The organism is Streptomyces sp. DH37, assembly GCF_029813835.1.
Lineage (GTDB): Bacteria > Actinomycetota > Actinomycetes > Streptomycetales > Streptomycetaceae > Streptomyces.
In genome coordinates, this window is the sequence record NZ_JARVKV010000074.1 from 16,398 (window position 1) to 32,575 (window position 16,178).

Annotated in this window: 15 protein-coding genes; 6 read left to right on the forward strand and 9 right to left on the reverse strand. The window is 72.9% G+C overall.

Going from position 1 to position 16,178, the window contains the following annotated elements; all coding sequences use genetic code 11:
• The first annotated feature begins 133 nt into the window (after positions 1-133).
• Positions 134-754 (forward strand): rhomboid family intramembrane serine protease, encoded by a 621-nt coding sequence (locus QC029_RS26525; RefSeq protein WP_279558340.1) that lies wholly within the window; start codon positions 134-136, stop codon positions 752-754.
• Between the two features lie 81 nt (positions 755-835).
• Here QC029_RS26525 and mqnP read toward each other — a convergent pair whose 3' ends face one another.
• Positions 836-1,756, reverse strand: coding sequence for a menaquinone biosynthesis prenyltransferase MqnP (gene mqnP, locus QC029_RS26530; protein WP_279558341.1), 921 nt, complete (start codon positions 1,754-1,756; stop codon positions 836-838).
• The gene (locus QC029_RS26535) at positions 1,753-3,204 is read right to left on the reverse strand and encodes a menaquinone biosynthesis decarboxylase (RefSeq protein ID WP_279558342.1); all 1,452 of its coding nucleotides are present in this window, start codon (positions 3,202-3,204) and stop codon (positions 1,753-1,755) included. The genes mqnP and QC029_RS26535 overlap by 4 nt, the downstream gene beginning before the upstream one ends.
• Before the next feature lie 134 nt (positions 3,205-3,338).
• On the opposite strand from QC029_RS26535, the gene QC029_RS26540 reads away from it, so the two are divergent.
• On the forward strand, positions 3,339-3,749 hold the full coding sequence (locus QC029_RS26540) for a PLD nuclease N-terminal domain-containing protein (protein WP_279558343.1): 411 nt from the start codon (positions 3,339-3,341) through the stop codon (positions 3,747-3,749).
• A gap of 45 nt (positions 3,750-3,794) precedes the next feature.
• Here QC029_RS26540 and ccsB read toward each other — a convergent pair whose 3' ends face one another.
• The 6 genes from ccsB to hemL all read right to left on the reverse strand — a co-directional run bounded on the left by ccsB (position 3,795) and on the right by hemL (position 10,396).
• Positions 3,795-4,904: a c-type cytochrome biogenesis protein CcsB gene (gene ccsB / locus QC029_RS26545; RefSeq protein WP_279558353.1), complete on the reverse strand. Its 1,110-nt coding sequence runs from the start codon at positions 4,902-4,904 to the stop codon at positions 3,795-3,797.
• Positions 4,905-4,909: 5 nt separating this feature from the next.
• The gene (locus tag QC029_RS26550) at positions 4,910-6,760 is read right to left on the reverse strand and encodes a cytochrome c biogenesis protein ResB (RefSeq protein WP_279558344.1); all 1,851 of its coding nucleotides are present in this window, start codon (positions 6,758-6,760) and stop codon (positions 4,910-4,912) included.
• A gap of 3 nt (positions 6,761-6,763) precedes the next feature.
• Complete coding sequence (locus QC029_RS26555) at positions 6,764-7,552, reverse strand: cytochrome c biogenesis CcdA family protein (protein WP_279558345.1); 789 nt, start codon at positions 7,550-7,552, stop codon at positions 6,764-6,766.
• 6 nt (positions 7,553-7,558) lie between these two features.
• Positions 7,559-8,182 carry a thioredoxin family protein gene (locus QC029_RS26560; RefSeq protein ID WP_279558346.1) on the reverse strand — a complete coding sequence of 208 codons (624 nt, stop codon included), beginning with the start codon at positions 8,180-8,182 and terminating at the stop codon, positions 7,559-7,561.
• A gap of 76 nt (positions 8,183-8,258) precedes the next feature.
• On the reverse strand, positions 8,259-8,915 hold the full coding sequence (locus tag QC029_RS26565; protein ID WP_279558354.1) for a histidine phosphatase family protein: 657 nt from the start codon (positions 8,913-8,915) through the stop codon (positions 8,259-8,261).
• Positions 8,916-9,061: 146 nt separating this feature from the next.
• Positions 9,062-10,396, reverse strand: coding sequence for a glutamate-1-semialdehyde 2,1-aminomutase (gene hemL / locus QC029_RS26570; protein ID WP_279558347.1), 1,335 nt, complete (start codon positions 10,394-10,396; stop codon positions 9,062-9,064).
• A gap of 126 nt (positions 10,397-10,522) precedes the next feature.
• On the opposite strand from hemL, the gene QC029_RS26575 reads away from it, so the two are divergent.
• The 3 genes from QC029_RS26575 (at position 10,523) to QC029_RS26585 (ending at position 12,345) form a co-directional block, all read left to right on the forward strand.
• The gene (locus QC029_RS26575) at positions 10,523-11,113 is read left to right on the forward strand and encodes a hypothetical protein (protein ID WP_279558355.1); all 591 of its coding nucleotides are present in this window, start codon (positions 10,523-10,525) and stop codon (positions 11,111-11,113) included.
• A 22-nt stretch (positions 11,114-11,135) separates the two neighbouring features.
• Positions 11,136-11,471, forward strand: a complete 336-nt coding sequence (locus QC029_RS26580; RefSeq protein ID WP_279558348.1) for a YnfA family protein — start codon at positions 11,136-11,138, stop codon at positions 11,469-11,471.
• A gap of 97 nt (positions 11,472-11,568) precedes the next feature.
• Positions 11,569-12,345 (forward strand): SDR family NAD(P)-dependent oxidoreductase, encoded by a 777-nt coding sequence (locus QC029_RS26585; protein ID WP_279558349.1) that lies wholly within the window; start codon positions 11,569-11,571, stop codon positions 12,343-12,345.
• 45 nt (positions 12,346-12,390) lie between these two features.
• Here QC029_RS26585 and argS read toward each other — a convergent pair whose 3' ends face one another.
• Positions 12,391-14,172 (reverse strand): arginine--tRNA ligase, encoded by a 1,782-nt coding sequence (argS, locus tag QC029_RS26590; protein WP_279558350.1) that lies wholly within the window; start codon positions 14,170-14,172, stop codon positions 12,391-12,393.
• Between the two features lie 166 nt (positions 14,173-14,338).
• Between argS and lysS the strand changes: the two genes are divergently transcribed.
• Positions 14,339-16,096 (forward strand): lysine--tRNA ligase, encoded by a 1,758-nt coding sequence (gene lysS / locus QC029_RS26595; protein ID WP_279558351.1) that lies wholly within the window; start codon positions 14,339-14,341, stop codon positions 16,094-16,096.
• The last annotated feature ends 82 nt before the right edge of the window (positions 16,097-16,178 follow it).

A 16,178-nucleotide genomic window follows, 5' to 3' on the forward strand; every position in this document is an offset into this window, starting at 1 on the left:
AGTCGTACGCGGCGGCGAAAGCGGGCAGACCAACGGCAGCGGCGACGGCCGCGGCGGCAGCCGCGGCGACGACTGCCGCGCACACCGCGGCAGCGGCGGCGGCAGGAGCGGCATCGCACGGGGAGAGGACCGGATGGTGTACGGATCGACGACCGGCGCGGCTCGCACGTCGCGCGCCTCCAGGGCGATGTCGGCGGGCGTGCTGATGCTGGTCTGGGTGGGCCTGCTGTGGCTGCTGGAGGCCTTCGACGTGGCCACCGGCCACTCCCTCGACCCGTACGGCATCTCGCCGCGCGAGACCGACGAGCTGGCCGACATCGTGCCGGCGGCGTTCCTGCACTTCGGCTGGGACCACGTGGCGGCCAACAGCGTGCCGCTGCTGGTGCTGGGCTTCCTCGCGGCCGTCCGCGGCATAGGCCGCTTCCTCGCCGTCTGCCTGACGATCATCGTCGTCAGCGGCGCCGGCGTCTGGCTGACCGCGCCGGAGAACTCGCTGACGGCGGGCGCCTCGGGCGTGGTGTTCGGCCTCTTCGGCTATCTGCTGGTCCGCGGCTTCGTCGACCGGGACGCGCTGGACATCACCGTCGGCATCACGGTCGTCCTGCTCTACGGCTCGATCCTGTGGGGGGTGCTGCCCACCGCCTCGGGCGTCTCCTGGCAGGGCCACCTGTTCGGGCTGATCGGCGGGGTGCTGGCGGCCTTCTGGTTCCGCCGCTCGGTGCCGGCGGCGCGGACCCGGCGGCAGATCCCCTGACCGCGGCGGTTCCCCCGATCCCGGCCGTGACCCCGACCCCGACTTCGACTCCGACCGTGGCGCGTACGGTCCGCGGGCCCGTCAGACCGTGAGGCCGCGCAGCACCAGGTCGAGCAGGGCGCAGCCGAACAGGGCGATCCCGATGAAGCCGTTGACGGTGAAGAACGCCCGGTTCAGCCGGGACAGGTCGCCGGGCCGCACGATGGAGTGCTCGTAGACGAACGCCGCCACCACGACCGCCAGGCCCGCCCAGTACGGCGCCCCGGCCCCCGTCAGCGCCCCGTACCAGGCCAGCAGCGCCACGGTGACGGCGTGGGAGCCGCGGGCGCCGTACAGCGCGGCGGCTATGCCGAAGCGCGCGGGGACGGACCGCACCCCGTGGGCCCGGTCGGCGGCCACGTCCTGGCAGCCGAAGATCAGGTCGAAGCCGCCGATCCACACGCCCACCGCCAGCCCGAGGACCACCGCCTCCCACGACCAGGCGCCGGTGACCGCGATCCAGGCGCCCACGGGCCCCATGGCCTGGGCGAGCCCGAGGATGGCGTGCGGGAAGTCGGTGAACCGCTTGCCGTACGGGTAGACCACCATCGGCACCACGGCGACCGGCGCGAGCGCCAGGCACAGCGGGTTCAGCAGGGCTGCGGCCCCCAGGAAGACGGCGAGCGCGACCAGCGCCCCGGTCCACGCGGTGCGCACCGACAGCGCCCCGGTGACCAGCTCGCGGCCCGCGGTGCGCGGATTGCGGGCGTCGATCTCCCGGTCGATGATCCGGTTGGCGGCCATGGCGAAGGTCCGCAGGCCCACCATCGCGACGGTGACGAGGAACAGCTCCCACCAGTGGACGGCGCCGTCGTCGAGGAACATCGCGGTGAGCGCGGCGATGTAGGCGAAGGGCAGCGCGAAGACCGAGTGCTCGATCATCACCAGCCGCAGGAACGCCCTCACCCGTCCGGCGGAGGGGGCGGGCTGCGGCCCGGTGACGCCCTCGGTGACGGAGCTCACAGGCCGTACTCCCGCCAGCGGCGGCTGACCTTCTCGGCGGTGTCGGGATCGGACAGCACCATGTCCGGCCAGCCCCCGTCGCGCGTGTACCCCTCCTCGGGCCACTTGGCGGTGGCGTCGATGCCCGCCTTGCCGCCCCAGAACTGCTGGTAGGAGGCGTGGTCGAGGTGGTCCACCGGGCCTTCGGTGAGCAGCAGGTCGCGGGCGTAGTCGGTGTTGCCCAGCGCCCGCCAGGCGACCTCGTGCAGGTCGTGGACGTCGCAGTCGGAGTCCACCACCACGATCAGCTTGGTCAGCGACATCATGTGCGCGCCCCAGATGGCGGACATCACCTTCTGCGCGTGCTTGGGATACTTCTTGTCGATCGAGACGATCGCGCAGTTGTGGAAGCCGCCCGCCTCGGGGAGGTGGTAGTCCACGATGTCCGGCACGATGATCTTCAGCAGCGGCAGGAAGAAGCGTTCCGTCGCCCGGCCCAGCGGCCCGTCCTCCGTCGGCGGGCGGCCCACGACGATGGACTGGAAGACCGGGCGCCTGCGCATCGTCACGCAGTCGACGGTCAGCGCCGGGAAGTCCTCCTGGGGCGTGTAGAAGCCGGTGTGGTCGCCGAACGGCCCCTCGGGGAGCATCTTGCCCGGCTCCAGCCAGCCCTCCAGCACCACCTCCGCGCGGGCCGGGACCTGGAGCGGCACCGTCTTGCAGTCCACCATCTCCACGCGCTTCCCCTGGAGGAAGCCGGCGAACAGGTACTCGTCGATGTCGCCCGGCAGCGGCGCGGTGGAGGCGTAGGTGACGGCGGGCGGGCAGCCGAAGGCGATGGCGACCGGCAGCCGTTCGCCGCGGCGCGCGGCGACCTGGTAGTGGTTGCGGCTGTCCTTGTGGATCTGCCAGTGCATCCCGATGGTGCGCCTGTCGTGCCGCTGGAGCCGGTACAGGCCGAGGTTGCGGATGCCGCTGTCGGGGTCCTTGGTGTGGGTCAGGCCCAGGTTGAAGAAGGAGCCGCCGTCCTTGGGCCAGGTGAACAGCGCGGGCAGTCTCTCCAGGTCGACGTCGTCGCCGGTGAGCACCACCTCCTGGACGGGCGCGTCCCTGACCTTCCTGGGCGGCACGTGCGTCATCGCGCCGAGCTTGCCGAAGGCCTCCCGCACCCCGACGAAGCCGTGCGGCAGCTCGGGCCGCAGCAGTCCGCCGATCTTCTCGCTGATCTCGTCGTACGACGCCAGGCCCAGGGACTTGAGCATCCGGCGGTCGGTGCCGAAGACGTTCATCGCCAGCGGCATGTCGGAGCCCCTGACGTTCTCGAAGAGCAGCGCCGGGCCACCGGACTTCTGGACCCGGTCGACGATCTCCCCGACCTCCAGATGGGGATCGACCTCGGCCTTGATCCGGACGAGGTCGCCGTCGCGCTCCAGGGCCCGCAGCAGCGAGCGGAGATCGTCGTATGCCATACGGGCCAGTATCCGACACCCATTACTCTGGGCGTGTCACGGGTCCTCCTCCGGCTCCGGCCCGGCGTCCCGGGCCACCGGCCCGCGCGGGGCCCGGCACCCGCCGCACTACACCCTCCAGGGGGCGTTGCCCAATGCTCAGGCTCCTTCCGACCGTTCTGCTCCTGGCGGTGTGGATCTACGCCTTCATCGACTGCCTGAACACCTCCGAGAACGAGGCCCGCAAGCTGCCGAAGCTGGCATGGGTGTTCGTCATCCTGCTCTTCCCCCCGGTCGGTCCCATTGCCTGGCTCGCGGTCGGGAGGCCGCGAAGGAACGCGCCCTACGGCGCCACGCGGGCCGCCGAGCGCCGGTGGGTGGCACCGGACGACAACCCCGAGTTCCTGAAGTCGATCAACGAGCGCGGACAGCGGCGGCCCGAGCCCGAGAAGCCCGACCCCGGGCAGGAGCCGGGGGACGGGCCGCGCGGGGAGCGGGACCGGGAGCGGGAGCCCGGCAAGGAGAACGGCGGGCCGGAGGACAACACCCCGCCCGCCGCCTCCTGAGGGGCGCGCCCCCCGCGTCGCGCCCCGGCCGTCACACCCCGGCCGTCACACCCCGCCGTAGGAGTGCAGGCCGTTGAAGAAGATGTTGACGCCGTAGTAGTTGAACAGGAAGCACGCGAAGGCGATCAGCGCCAGGTACGCCGCCCTGCGCCCCTTCCAGCCGGCCGTGGAGCGGGCGTGCAGGTAGCAGGCGTACGCCACCCAGGTGATGAACGACCAGACCTCCTTGGGGTCCCAGCCCCAGTAGCGGCCCCAGGCGTTCTCCGCCCAGATGGCCCCCGCGATGATGGTGAAGGTCCAGAACGGGAAGACCGCCGCGTTGATCCGGTACGCGAAGCCGTCCAGGGACGCGGCGCTGGGCAGCCTCTCCAGCACGGAGGTGGCGAAGGCGCCCGGCTTGCCGCCGGCCTCCAGCCTGGCCTCGTAGCGGTCCCGGAACAGGTACATCAGCGTGGAGACCGCGCCGAGGTAGAACAGGGCGCCGCAGACGATCGCCAGCGAGACGTGGATCCACATCCAGTACGAGTCGAGCGCCGGGACGAGCTGGTCGCTCTCGGTGTAGAGGACCACGATCGCCAGACCCAGGTCGAGCAGCACGGTGGTGACCAGCGGCAGCCCGATCCAGCGGACGTTCTTCCTCGCCGCCAGGAAGCCCAGGTAGGCGCCGGCGGCGACCATCGAGAAGGCCGTCGAGAACTCGTACATGTTGCCCCAGGGGGCGCGCTGCACCGACAGGGCGCGGGTGAGCACCGCGGCGAAGTGCAGCAGGAAGGCCAGGACGGTGAGCGAGACGGCGATCCGGCCGTACAGGTCGCCCTTCTCGTCCCCGCCGGCCGCACCGGGCCCGTCCGGCACGTCGGCCCGCCGGCCGGACGCGGAGCGGGTGACGACCTCGGGCCGCTCCAGCACGTCCGTGCCGCCGCCGGTCCGCACGGTGACGGAGACGCCGGCGGTCCCGGCCCTCCCCGCGGCCCCGGTCCTCCCGGCGCCGCCGGCGGTCAGCGCGGCGGCGGTGCGGGCCACCCTGCTGCGGCTGCCGAACACCCACTCCACGATGTGCGCGACGAAGGCCAGGGCGTAGACGGCCATCGCCGACCTGATCAGCAGGTTGCTGAACTCGGCGAGGTTCTCGTTCGCTGCCGCGGCGATGTCCACTGGGTTCACTGGTTCTCTCCTCGTGACGAGGGTCCGGCGCCTTCGGTGGCGTCCGGTGCGTCTGCTGTCTTCCCCGCGGTGGTCCGTTCGGCCGCGTCCCGGCCGGCGGCGGGCGGCGCGCCGGCCCGGAGCGCGAGCGCCAGGTCGCCCAGCTCCTCGGGGACGCGCGCCGACTCGCTGCGCCCGAGCCCGGCCATCTCCACGACGGTGGTGCCGTCCTCGCCGCGCTCGGCGCGGACCCACACCCGGCGGCGCTGGACGAACAGCGAGCCGGCCAGGCCCAGTACGGCGGCGATCGCCCCGGCCAGCGCCCAGCCCTCGCCCGGTTCCTGGGAGATCTGGAAGCTGGCCCACTCCTCGACGCGGTCGAACGTCAGCGTGCCCGCGCCGTCCGGCAGCTCCACCGACTCGCCGGGGCGCAGGTCGGCGCGGAACAGGTCGCCGTCCTCGGCCTTGAACTGCTCCATCTTGTCGGTGTCGAGCTGGTAGACGTTCTGCGGGATGCCGGAGTCCAGTCCCAGGTCGCCGTGGAAGGCGTTGAGGGAGAGCACCGGGTAGTCCAGCGCGGGGAACGTCGAGTGCGGCCCGCGGACGGCGTCGATCCCGTAGGTGGGGGTGAAGATGCCCTGGAAGCCGAGCTGGTCCCGCTCGCCGTCCCCGTCGCGGTAGTCGGTGACCTTGATCACGCCGGTGGACGTGATGTTGCCGTCCTGCGGGAGGAACGGCACCGGGCCCCTGAACGCCACGTCTCCCTGGCCGTCGGTGACGGTGACGACGGGCGCGTAGCCGTGGCCGATCAGGTGGACCTTGGAGTCGCCGACCCTCAGCGGGTGGTTGACGTCGATGACGCCCTTCTTCTCCGGGCCGTCGGCGCCCTCCCAGTACGAGACGTCGGCGCGGAAGGTGCGCGGGGTGCCGCGCTGCGGGCCGGTGCGCTCGAAGGTGGCCCGGAAGTCCTCCAGCACGAAGCCGAAGGGGTCCAGCCCGTCGGGGTCGTGGAGGCTGCCGGAGGAGAAGTCGTCGTAGCTGACGAGGGTGTTGGAGAAGCCGTCGCCCTGCACGACCAGTTTGCCGCCCTCGGACTTCCACAGCTGCCCGGCGGCGAAGGCCAGCAGCATCACGATGAGCGAGATGTGGAAGACCAGGTTCCCGACCTCGCGCAGATAGCCCTTCTCGGCGGCGACCGAGCCGCCGGAGGCGGAGGCGTCCGGTCCGGCGGTGCGGAAGCGCCTGCCGCGCAGCAGCGACCGGGCCGCCGACAGCACCTCCTCCGGTTCGGCGTCGGTGCGCCAGGCGGTGTGGGCGGGCATCCGGGTCAGTCGGCGCGGGGCGCGCGGCGGACGGCTGCGCAGCTGTCCGGCGAACTGCCAGGTGCGCGGGACGATGCAGCCGATGAGCGAGACGAACAGCAGGATGTAGACGGCCGAGAACCACACCGAGCCGTAGACGTCGAAGAGCTGGAGCTTCTCGTAGACGGGCGCCAGGGTCTCGTGCCGCCGCTTGAAGTCCTCGACCCTGAAGGCGTCCACGCCGCTCTGCGGGATCAGCGAGCCGGGGATCGCGGTGAGCGAGAGCAGGAAGAGCAGGATCAGCGCGACCCGCATCGAGGTGAGCTGCCGCCAGAACCAGCGCGCCCAGCCGGCGGTCTCACGGGCGTACCACGCCGCCGCGCCCAGCCCGCCGGGACGGCGCTCACCGGCGAAGGAGCCGGGTACGGCCTGGCCCGGGGGGCGGCGCGCGTCGCGTTCGGCGTCGTCCAGCGGCGCGGTGGACAGTTGCGCGCCCGCGCGGGCGGCGTCCGCCTCGTCGGTGTCCGGCGTCCGGCCCGGAGCGGTCGTGGAGTCGATGTCGCTCATTGCTCAGATCCCAACGGTGAAGTCGGCCGACCACACCTGCAGCTCGTAGACGATCCGGTCCCAGACCCCCGTGACCAGGAGCAGCCCGACGGCGACGAGCATCACGCCGCCCGTCCTCATCACCCACGCGTAGTGGCGCTTGACCCGGCCGAAGGCGCCCAGCGCCCGCCGGAAGGCGACGGCGGCCAGGACGAACGGCAGGCCGAGCCCCAGGCAGTACGCCACGGTCAGCAGCGCGCCGCGCGCGGCGCTGGCCTCGCTGAATGCCAGGGTCTGCACGGCGGCCAGGGTCGGCCCGATGCACGGCGTCCAGCCCAGCCCGAACAGCACCCCCAGCATCGGCGCGCCCGCCAGTCCGACCGCCGGCCTGGTGTGGAGGCGGAACTCGCGCTGGACCAGGCGCGGCACGACGCCCATGAAGGCCAGTCCCAGCACGATGGTCAGCGCGCCCAGCACCCGGGAGATCGCCTTCTGGTGCTCCTGGAGGAGGGAGCCGAAGCCGCCGAACAGCGCGCCGCCGGAGACGAACACGGCGGTGAAGCCGAGCACGAACAGGGCGGCGCCCGCGAACATCCGCCCGCGCCTCGCCTCGGCCAGGTCGGCGCCGCCGACGCCGGTGACGTAGCTGAGGTAGCCGGGCACCAGCGGCAGCACGCAGGGCGAGAAGAACGACACCAGGCCGCCCAGGACCGCGATCGGCAGGGCCAGCAGCAGCGCACCGCCGAGCACGGTCTCGTTCACGTCGGTGACGGCGGCCAGCACCGACGCGCCGGGGTGGGTGTCAGGAGGCATCTCGGGTCACTTCTCCGTGAGGAACGGATCGACGATGGACCGCAGGTCCTCCTCGCTGAGCGGCTTCAGCGCGCGTACCGCGATCCTCCCCTCCCGGTCGATGACCAGGGTGGAGGGGATCGCCTTCGGCGAGAGGCTGTACTTGGGGAACTTCAGGATCAGCCTGCCCTCGGGGTCGTACAGGCTCGGGTACTCGATGCCGTAGGTGCGGTCGAAGGCCTTGGCGTTGGCCCGGTCCAGGTCGCGGGTGTTGATCCCGACGAACCGCACGCCCTCGTCCTCGGTCTCCTTCGCGACCTTGGCGAGGTTGGGCGCCTCGGCGCGGCAGGGCGCGCACCACGAGCCCCACACGTTGAGGACGACGACCTTGCCCCGGTAGTCGGACAGGGACAGCCGCTCGCCGCCCACGGTCTCGCCGGAGATGTCGGGCAGCGGCTCGCGGTCCTTCTCCGCCACCTTGGTGATCTGGCCTGTTCCCTGGACGAACCCGGTGTCGCCCGAGGAGGTGCCGGTGGCGTCGCCGCCGCACGCGGACAGCGCGAGCGCACCGGCCACGGCCCCCGCGACGACCGCGGGAAGGCGGCGGCGGAGGTCCGGGAAGCGGCGTCGGGGGGCGCGGCTCTGACTCATGTGAAAAGTTTCGCATGCGCCCCCGGGCGATCTACCGCGCCCCCCTTGTCTGTTCCGCCACTTCCGTCCGGCCCGGTCAGGCGCCGAATCCGGGGCCGTTCCCCCTGGACCCCTTCGCCGGCCTCGCGCCCGCGCGCAGGTGCGGCGGCACGAGGTCGCGGGCCGGCTCGCTGTAGCCGACCGAGACGATCCGGTCGCCGACGAAGGTGAAGGTGGTCAGCGACGCCAGGGTGCACTGCCGCCTGCGCGGGTCGTGCCACAGCCGGCGGCGCTCGACGAAGCTGCGCACCGTCCAGATCGGGAGCTGGTGGCTGACGCACAGCGCCTCGTGGCCGCGGGCGGCGTCCCGGGCGGCCTCCAGGGCCGCCATCATCCGCACCACCTGGTCGATGTACGGCTCGCCCCACGACGGGCGGAAGGGGTTGCGCAGGTGCGGCCAGTTCGCGGGCCGCTTGAGCGCTCCGTCGCCGACGCCGAAGGTCCGGCCCTGGAAGATGTTCTCCGCCTCGATCAGCCGCTCGTCGGCGGCCACGTCCAGGCCGTGGGCCTTGGCGATCGGCGAGGCGGTCTCCTGGGCCCGCTCCAGCGGGGAGGCGACGACATGGGTGATGTCGCGCCCGGCCAGGTGCTCGGCGACCCGCTCGGCCATGCGGCGGCCCAGGTCGGAGAGGTGGTAGCCGGGCAGGCGCCCGTAGAGGATCCCCTCGGGGTTCTCCACCTCGCCGTGCCGCATCAGGTGGACGACGGTGCGCCGGCCGCCGCCGTGCCGCTCCCGCTCCCCCGCCGTCTCGCCGGTGACCGTCACGTCCGCCGGGTCCGTCATGCCCGCGGGGTCCGCCGACTCCGCCGGGTCCGGGGCGCCCGCGTTCGGCGCGTCCGTCATGCCCCCTCCTTCTCGGTGTCGGCGGCCCGCGCGGCGGCGCGCGCGGCGGACGGCAGGGCGGCGGCGATCCGCTCGACGGCCCGGTCGTCGTGGGCGGTGGAGACGAACCAGGACTCGAAGGCCGAGGGCGGCAGGTAGACGCCCCGGGAGAGCATCTCGTGGAAGAAGGCGGTGAAGCGGAACGACTGCTGCCGCCTGGCGGTGTCGTAGTCCCGCACGTCCTCGTCGGTGAAGAAGACCGAGAACATGTTGCCCGCGTTCTGCAGCCGGTGCGCCACGCCCTCCTCGGCCAGCGCCTCGGTGACCAGCGAGCGGATCTCGGCGGAGACGGCGTCCAGCCGCTCGTACGCCGCGTCGTCCAGCAGGCGGAGCTGGGCGAGGCCGGCGGCGGTGGCGACCGGGTTCCCGGAGAGGGTGCCCGCCTGGTAGACGGGGCCGGCGGGGGCGAGGTGGGCCATCACGTCGGCGCGGCCGCCGAAGGCCGCGGCGGGGAAGCCGCCGCCCATCACCTTGCCGAAGGTCATCAGGTCCGGGACGACGCCGTCCAGGCCGTACCAGCCCGCCTTCGAGACGCGGAAGCCGGTCATCACCTCGTCGGAGACGTACAGCGCCCCGTTGGCGGCGCACAGCTCCTTCAGGCCGGCGTTGAAGCCCTCGCGCGGCGGCACGACGCCCATGTTGCCCGGCGACGCCTCGGTGATCACGCAGGCGATCTCGCCGGGGTGCGCGGCGAAGGCGGCGGCCACCGCGTCCAGGTCGTTGTACGGCAGCACCAGGGTGTCCCCGGCCTGCGCGCCCGTCACGCCGGGGGTGTCGGGCAGCCCGAAGGTGGCCACGCCGGAGCCGGCGGCGGCCAGCAGGGCGTCGACGTGCCCGTGGTAGCAGCCGGCGAACTTGACCACCTTGGCCCGTCCGGTGAACCCGCGCGCCAGGCGGATCGCGGACATGGTGGCCTCGGTGCCGGAGGAGACCAGCCGCACCTGGTCGACGGGGGCGACACGGGCGACGATCTCCTCGGCCAGCTCGACCTCGCCCTCGCCGGGCGTGCCGAAGGACGTCCCGCGCGCGACCGCCCGCCGGACCGCCTCGACCACGGCGGGGTGGGAGTGCCCGAGGACCATCGGCCCCCAGGAGCACACGAGGTCCACGTACTCCCGGCCGTCGGCGTCGGTGAGGTACGGACCCGTACCGGACACCATGAAGCGGGGCGTACCGCCCACGGCGCGGAAGGCGCGCACCGGAGAATTCACGCCTCCGGGCGTCACGACGGCGGCGCGGTCGTACAGCGACTGCGATACTGGGGCATCGTACGGATAGCTCACGCAAGCCATGGTCTCAGAGCCTCGCGCACATGTGCGGCCGGGCGTTTCACAGCCCGCCAGAAGGGGAGGTCTCTGGAAGTCTCTGAGACGATGATCTGGTTGCGCGGCGGGGGCCGCGAATGGTCGGGTGGTGACATGCAGCGCGGTGGCGGACTGGGCGAGGGCACGGGGGACCTGGGGCCGGGGCCCAGACGCGCGCGGGGCCGTCACCGGCGGGACCGCGACGCGAGGACGACGGGGGAGACCGCCGAGGCGGAGACCGCGGAGACGAGGAGCAGCAAGGGTGGCCGGGTGGGGGTGACCTACAAGTACTTCGGCGCGCCGGACGGCGCCACAGCCGCCCGCGTGCCCATATCGATGCGTCCGGAGGAGCTCGGCGGTGACGAGCTGGGTCACGGCATGTTCACCAGGATCAAGCCGGAGACGATGGCCGCCATGGTCCTCACCGGCATCGAGGGCGTGCCGCTGAACAAGGTGCCGCCGCTGGAACTGGTCGTGCTCCACTCCGACTACGCGGTGGTCAGGCTCCCCATGACGGTCGTCGACCCGCTGCGCGGCATCGGCGAGGAGTCGGTGGGCGCCGCCGCCTTCATCTGGTCCACGGTCCCCGACCGCGGCGGCCCGCGCGACGCCTTCGACGTCTACCGGCTCCTGCACGAGTGGCAGGACTTCTCCCACCGCCTCCACGAGGCCGGCCACCAGCCGTACTGCCTGGTCTGGCCCTAGACGCCGCGCCTACGCTTCCCGCATGTCCGTCGCGCGCTCCGTCCTGCTGTTCTCCCTCGCCGCCCTCCTGGAGATCGGCGGCGCCTGGCTGGTGTGGCAGGGGGTGCGCGAGCACCGGGGCTGGACGTGGATCGGCGCCGGGGTGGTCGCGCTCGGCGCCTACGGCTTCGTGGCCACCTTCCAGCCGGACGCGAACTTCGGCCGCGTGCTGGCGGCGTACGGCGGGGTCTTCGTCGCCGGCTCACTGGCCTGGGGCATGGTCGCGGACGGTTTCCGGCCGGACCGCTGGGACGTCGCCGGGGCGCTGGTCTGCCTCGCCGGGGTCGCGCTGATCATGTACGCGCCGCGGGGAGGGTGAACCGGCCGGGACGGGTGTCCCGGTCCTGCCCGATCCGCGCGGCCTATCCTGCGAGGCGGCCCAGGAACGTCCACCGCCTCCCGAGGAGCGCCCGCCCATGACCCCTCCCGCAGAGCAGCCCACCGCCGTCGTCACCGGCGCGAGCAGCGGCATCGGCGCCGCCACCGCGCGCCGGCTGGCCGCCGCCGGCTACCGCACCGTGCTCACCGCCCGCCGCGCCGACCGCGTGGAGGCGCTCGCCGACGAGCTGACCGGGGCCGGCCACCAGGCCCTCCCCCACGCCCTGGACGTCACCGACCGCGCCGCCGTGGACGCCTTCGCCTCCCGGCTCGGCCCCCTCGCGCCCGGCAGCGTGCTGGTCAACAACGCCGGCGGCGCCCTGGGCCTCGATCCCGTCGCCACCGCCGACCCCGCCGACTGGCAGGCGATGTACGAGATCAACGTGCTGGGCGTGCTGCACATGACGCAGGCCCTGCTGCCGGCCCTGACCGCCTCCGGCGACGGCACCGTGCTCGTGCTGTCCTCCACCGCGGGCCACGGCACCTACGAGGGCGGCGGAGGCTACGTCGCCGCCAAGCACGGCGCCCACGTCCTGGCCGAGACGCTCCGCCTGGAGCTGTGCGGGCAGCCCGTGCGCGTCATCGAGATCGCGCCCGGCATGGTGCGCACCGAGGAGTTCTCCCTCACCCGCTTCCGCGGCGACGCCGAGAAGGCGGCGAAGGTCTACGAGGGCGTCGCCGAGCCGCTGACCGCCGAGGACGTGGCCGACACCGTCGTCTGGGCCGTCACCCGTCCCCCGCACGTCAACGTCGACCTGCTGGTCCTCCGCCCCCACGCCCAGGCGTCCAACACCAAGGTGCACCGCGAGCGCTGAACGCCCGGGCCCCGGGGTGCGCGCGAAGGGGCGCGGGGGGCGCGGCTACAGGCGCTCGGGGGTGCGGATGCCCAGCAGCGCCATGCCCTGGCGCAGGGTCCGGGCGGTCAGGTCGCACAGGAAGAGCCTGTTCTCCCTGATCGCCTCGGACTCCGCCCGCAGCACCGGGCACTGGTCGTAGAACGTGGTGTAGAGCGAGGCGAGCTGGTACAGGTACGCGGCCAGCTTGTGCGGCTCGTACGTCTCGGCCACGCCCGCCAGCGTCTCGGCGAACTCGTCCAGGTGCAGGCCCAGCGCCCGCTCGGCCGGCGCCAGCGGCGCCTCCGGGTGCGCGACGGGCGCGGCGGTGTCGCCCGCCTTGCGCAGGATCGACTGGATCCGGGCGAAGGCGTACTGGAGGTAGACGCTGGTGTCGCCGTTGAGCGAGACCATCCGGTCCAGGTCGAAGACGTAGTCGCGGGACATGGAGGTCGACAGGTCCGCGTACTTCACCGCGCCGACGCCCACCTGGGCGCTGCGCTCGGCGATCTCCTCCTCCGTCAGCTCCAGCCCGCCCTGCCCGGCCTTCTCGCGCACCACGGCCGTGGCCCGCTCGACGGCCTCGTCCAGCAGGTCCACCAGCCGGACCGTCTCGCCCTCACGGGTCTTGAAGGGCTTGCCGTCCTTGCCCAGCACCGTGCCGAAGGCGAGCTGCCGCGCGGCGCCCTCGGGCAGCCAGCCCGCCCGGCGCGCGGTCTCGAAGACCATCTTGAAGTGCAGCGCCTGCCGGGCGTCCACCACGTACAGCAGGGTGTCGGCGCCCAGCCCGCCGATCCGGTCCCGGATGGCGGCCAGGTCGGTGGCGGCGTAGCCGAAGCCGCCGTTGGACTTCTGCACGATCAGCGGGACGGGCTTGCCGTCGGGGCCCTTGACGTCGTCGAAGAACACGCACAGCGCGCCCTCGGACCGGACCGCGACGCCACTGGACTCCAGGTCCTTCACGACCTGCTGGAGGTCGTCGTTGTACGCGCTCTCGCCGACCACGTCCTCGTCGCGGATCTCCACGTCGAGCCGGCCGTAGACCGCGTGGAAGTAGATCATCGACTCGCCGACGATCCTCCGCCACATCTCCAGCGTGGTCTCGTCGCCGCCCTGGAGGAGCACCACCCGGTCGCGGGCGCGCGTCTTGAACTCCTCGTCGGAGTCGAACAGCGCGCGCGAGGCCTTGTAGAGCCGGTTCAGCCGGGACATCGCGGCCTCGCCGGAGGCACCGCCGGACTCCTCGCCGGAGGTGTGGTCCAGCTCGTGCGGGTGCTCGACCAGGTACTGGATGAGCATGCCGAACTGCGTGCCCCAGTCCCCGATGTGGTGCCGCCGGACGACCTTCTCGCCGCGGTGCTCCAGGATCCGCGCGATCGCGTCGCCGATCACCGTCGAGCGCAGGTGCCCGACGTGCATCTCCTTGGCCACGTTGGGCTGCGAGTAGTCGATGACCGTCGTGCCCGGGTGCTCCGCGTACGGCACGCCCAGCCGGTCGTCGGCCGCCCGCGCCGCCAGCGTCCGCACGATCGCGGCGTCGGAGACGGTGATGTTGAGGAAGCCGGGCCCGGAGACCTCGACCCCGGCGATCTCCTCCGCCTCCGGCATCGCCCCGACGACCCTGCCCGCCAGCTCCCGCGGGTTGCCCTTGAGCCTCTTGGCCAGCGCCAGCATCCCGTTGGCCTGGAAGTCGGCCCGGTCGCTGCGTCGCAGCAGCGGATCCGCGGAGGCGGCCTCCGGCAGGGCTGCCGAGAGGGCGTCCGCGACACGCTGGTGGACGGTGGCGGCGAGGGAGGGGACCGAGGCCATGAAGGAGTGCCGTTCCTCTGAGTGGGGTTTTCGGATCGGTCCAGTATCCCACGCGGCCCGGCGCCGGGGCGCGCCGATATCACGGGCGCGGGGCCCGTACCGCGTCTGAAAGAATGGGTCCGTCACCCTTTGGAACATCCGAAGCCAGGAAAGGGACGTGCCGACCGTGGCTCAGAGCACAGAGACCGACTGGGTCTCCCGCATCGCGGACGAGGTCATTGCCGAGGCGGAGCGCCGCGCCCCCGGCAAACCGGTCGTCTGCGCCTCGGGCCTGAGCCCCTCCGGCCCCATCCACCTGGGCAACCTCCGCGAGGTCATGGTTCCGCACCTCGTCGCCGACGAGATCAAGCGGCGCGGCGTGCCCTGCGAGCACATCCTGTCCTGGGACGACTACGACCGCTTCCGCAAGGTCCCGGCCGGCGTCCCCGGGGTCGGGCCCTCCTGGTCCGAGCACATCGGCAAGCCGCTCACCCTGGTGCCCGCGCCCCCCGGCAGCGAGCACCCGAGCTGGGCCGAGCACTTCAGGGCCGCCATGGTCGAGGCGCTGGACGAGCTGGGCGTCGAGGTGCGCGGCATCAGCCAGACGGAGATGTACACCTCCGGCGCGTACAGCGAGCAGATCCTCTTCGCCATGCGCGAGCGCGCCCGCATCGACGCCGTCCTGGACCGCTACCGCACCAAGGTCGCCCCCGAGGGCCCCGCGGGTGCCGCCGGGGCCGCGAAGAAGCGGCAGAAGCCGGAGGACCCCGGGATGTCGGCCGCCGAGATCGAGGCCGCCGAGGGCTCGGGCGCGGCGGGCGAGGACGACGGCAGCACGGGCGGCGCCGGGTACTTCCCGTACAAGCCGTACTGCTCCGCCTGCGACCGCGACCTGACGACGATCACCGCGTACGACGACGAGAGCACGCGGCTGACGTACGTGTGCGAGTGCGGCCACCAGGAGACGGTGCTGCTGTCGGAGCACCGGCGCGGCAAGCTGGTCTGGAAGGTCGACTGGCCGATGCGCTGGGCGTACGAGGGCGTGGTCTTCGAGCCCTCCGGCGTGGACCACCAGTCCCCCGGCTCCTCCTACGTCGTCGGCGGGCAGCTGGTGCGGGAGATCTTCGGCGGCGAGCAGCCGATCGGCCCGATGTACGCCTTCGTCGGCATCAGCGGCATGGCGAAGATGTCCAGTTCCAAGGGCGGGGTGCCCGTCCCGCTCGACGCGCTGGAGATCATGGAGGCTCCGCTGCTGCGCTGGCTGTACGCGCGCCGCCGCCCGAACCAGTCCTTCAAGATCGCCTTCGACCAGGAGATCCAGCGGCTCTACGACGAGTGGGACGCCCTGGAGCGCAAGGTCGCCGACGGCGCCGCGCAGCCCGCGGACGCCGCCGCGTACCGCCGCGCCACGTCCACCGCCGCCGGCGAGCTGCCCCGCACCCCGCACCCGCTGCCGTACCGCACCCTGGCGTCGGTGGTGGACATCACCACCGGGGACGAGGAGCAGACGCTGCGCATCCTGAGCGAGCTGGACCCGGACAACCCGGTCCGCTCCCTGGACGAGACGCGCCCGCGCCTGGACTGCGCGCAGCGGTGGGTCGCCACCCACGTCCCGGCCGATCAGCGCACCCGGGTGCGCGAGGAGCCGGACACCGAGCTGCTGGCCTCGCTCGACGACGACGCGCGCGAGTCGCTGCGGCTGCTGCTGGACGGGCTGGACGAGCACTGGTCGCTGGACGGGCTGACCACGCTGGTCTACGGCGTGCCCAAGGTCCGGGCGGGCCTGTCGCCGGAGGCCAGGCCGACGCCGGAGCTGAAGGTGGCCCAGCGCGCCTTCTTCGCGCTGCTCTACAACCTGCTGGTGGGCCGCGACACCGGCCCGCGGCTGCCCACGCTGCTGCTGGCGGTGGGCGCGGACCGGGTCCGCAAGCTGCTGGGCGCGTAGCCGGCGCCCGCGCCGGGCGGGGCTTGGCGGGCCCTCAGCCCCCCCACCCCCGCCCGTACCCGGCCGTGAACACCTGCCCCTA

Coding starts and splice junctions, on each gene's coding strand:
- QC029_RS26525 (WP_279558340.1), top strand. CDS start 134: ATGGTGTACGGATCGACGACCGGCGCGGCTCGCACGTCGCGCGCCTCC.
- QC029_RS26535 (WP_279558342.1), bottom strand. CDS start 3,204: ATGGCATACGACGATCTCCGCTCGCTGCTGCGGGCCCTGGAGCGCGAC.
- QC029_RS26540 (WP_279558343.1), top strand. CDS start 3,339: ATGCTCAGGCTCCTTCCGACCGTTCTGCTCCTGGCGGTGTGGATCTAC.
- QC029_RS26550 (WP_279558344.1), bottom strand. CDS start 6,760: ATGAGCGACATCGACTCCACGACCGCTCCGGGCCGGACGCCGGACACC.
- QC029_RS26555 (WP_279558345.1), bottom strand. CDS start 7,552: ATGCCTCCTGACACCCACCCCGGCGCGTCGGTGCTGGCCGCCGTCACC.
- QC029_RS26560 (WP_279558346.1), bottom strand. CDS start 8,182: ATGAGTCAGAGCCGCGCCCCCCGACGCCGCTTCCCGGACCTCCGCCGC.
- QC029_RS26565 (WP_279558354.1), bottom strand. CDS start 8,915: ATGCGGCACGGCGAGGTGGAGAACCCCGAGGGGATCCTCTACGGGCGC.
- hemL (WP_279558347.1), bottom strand. CDS start 10,396: ATGGCTTGCGTGAGCTATCCGTACGATGCCCCAGTATCGCAGTCGCTG.
- QC029_RS26575 (WP_279558355.1), top strand. CDS start 10,523: ATGCAGCGCGGTGGCGGACTGGGCGAGGGCACGGGGGACCTGGGGCCG.
- QC029_RS26580 (WP_279558348.1), top strand. CDS start 11,136: ATGTCCGTCGCGCGCTCCGTCCTGCTGTTCTCCCTCGCCGCCCTCCTG.
- QC029_RS26585 (WP_279558349.1), top strand. CDS start 11,569: ATGACCCCTCCCGCAGAGCAGCCCACCGCCGTCGTCACCGGCGCGAGC.
- argS (WP_279558350.1), bottom strand. CDS start 14,172: ATGGCCTCGGTCCCCTCCCTCGCCGCCACCGTCCACCAGCGTGTCGCG.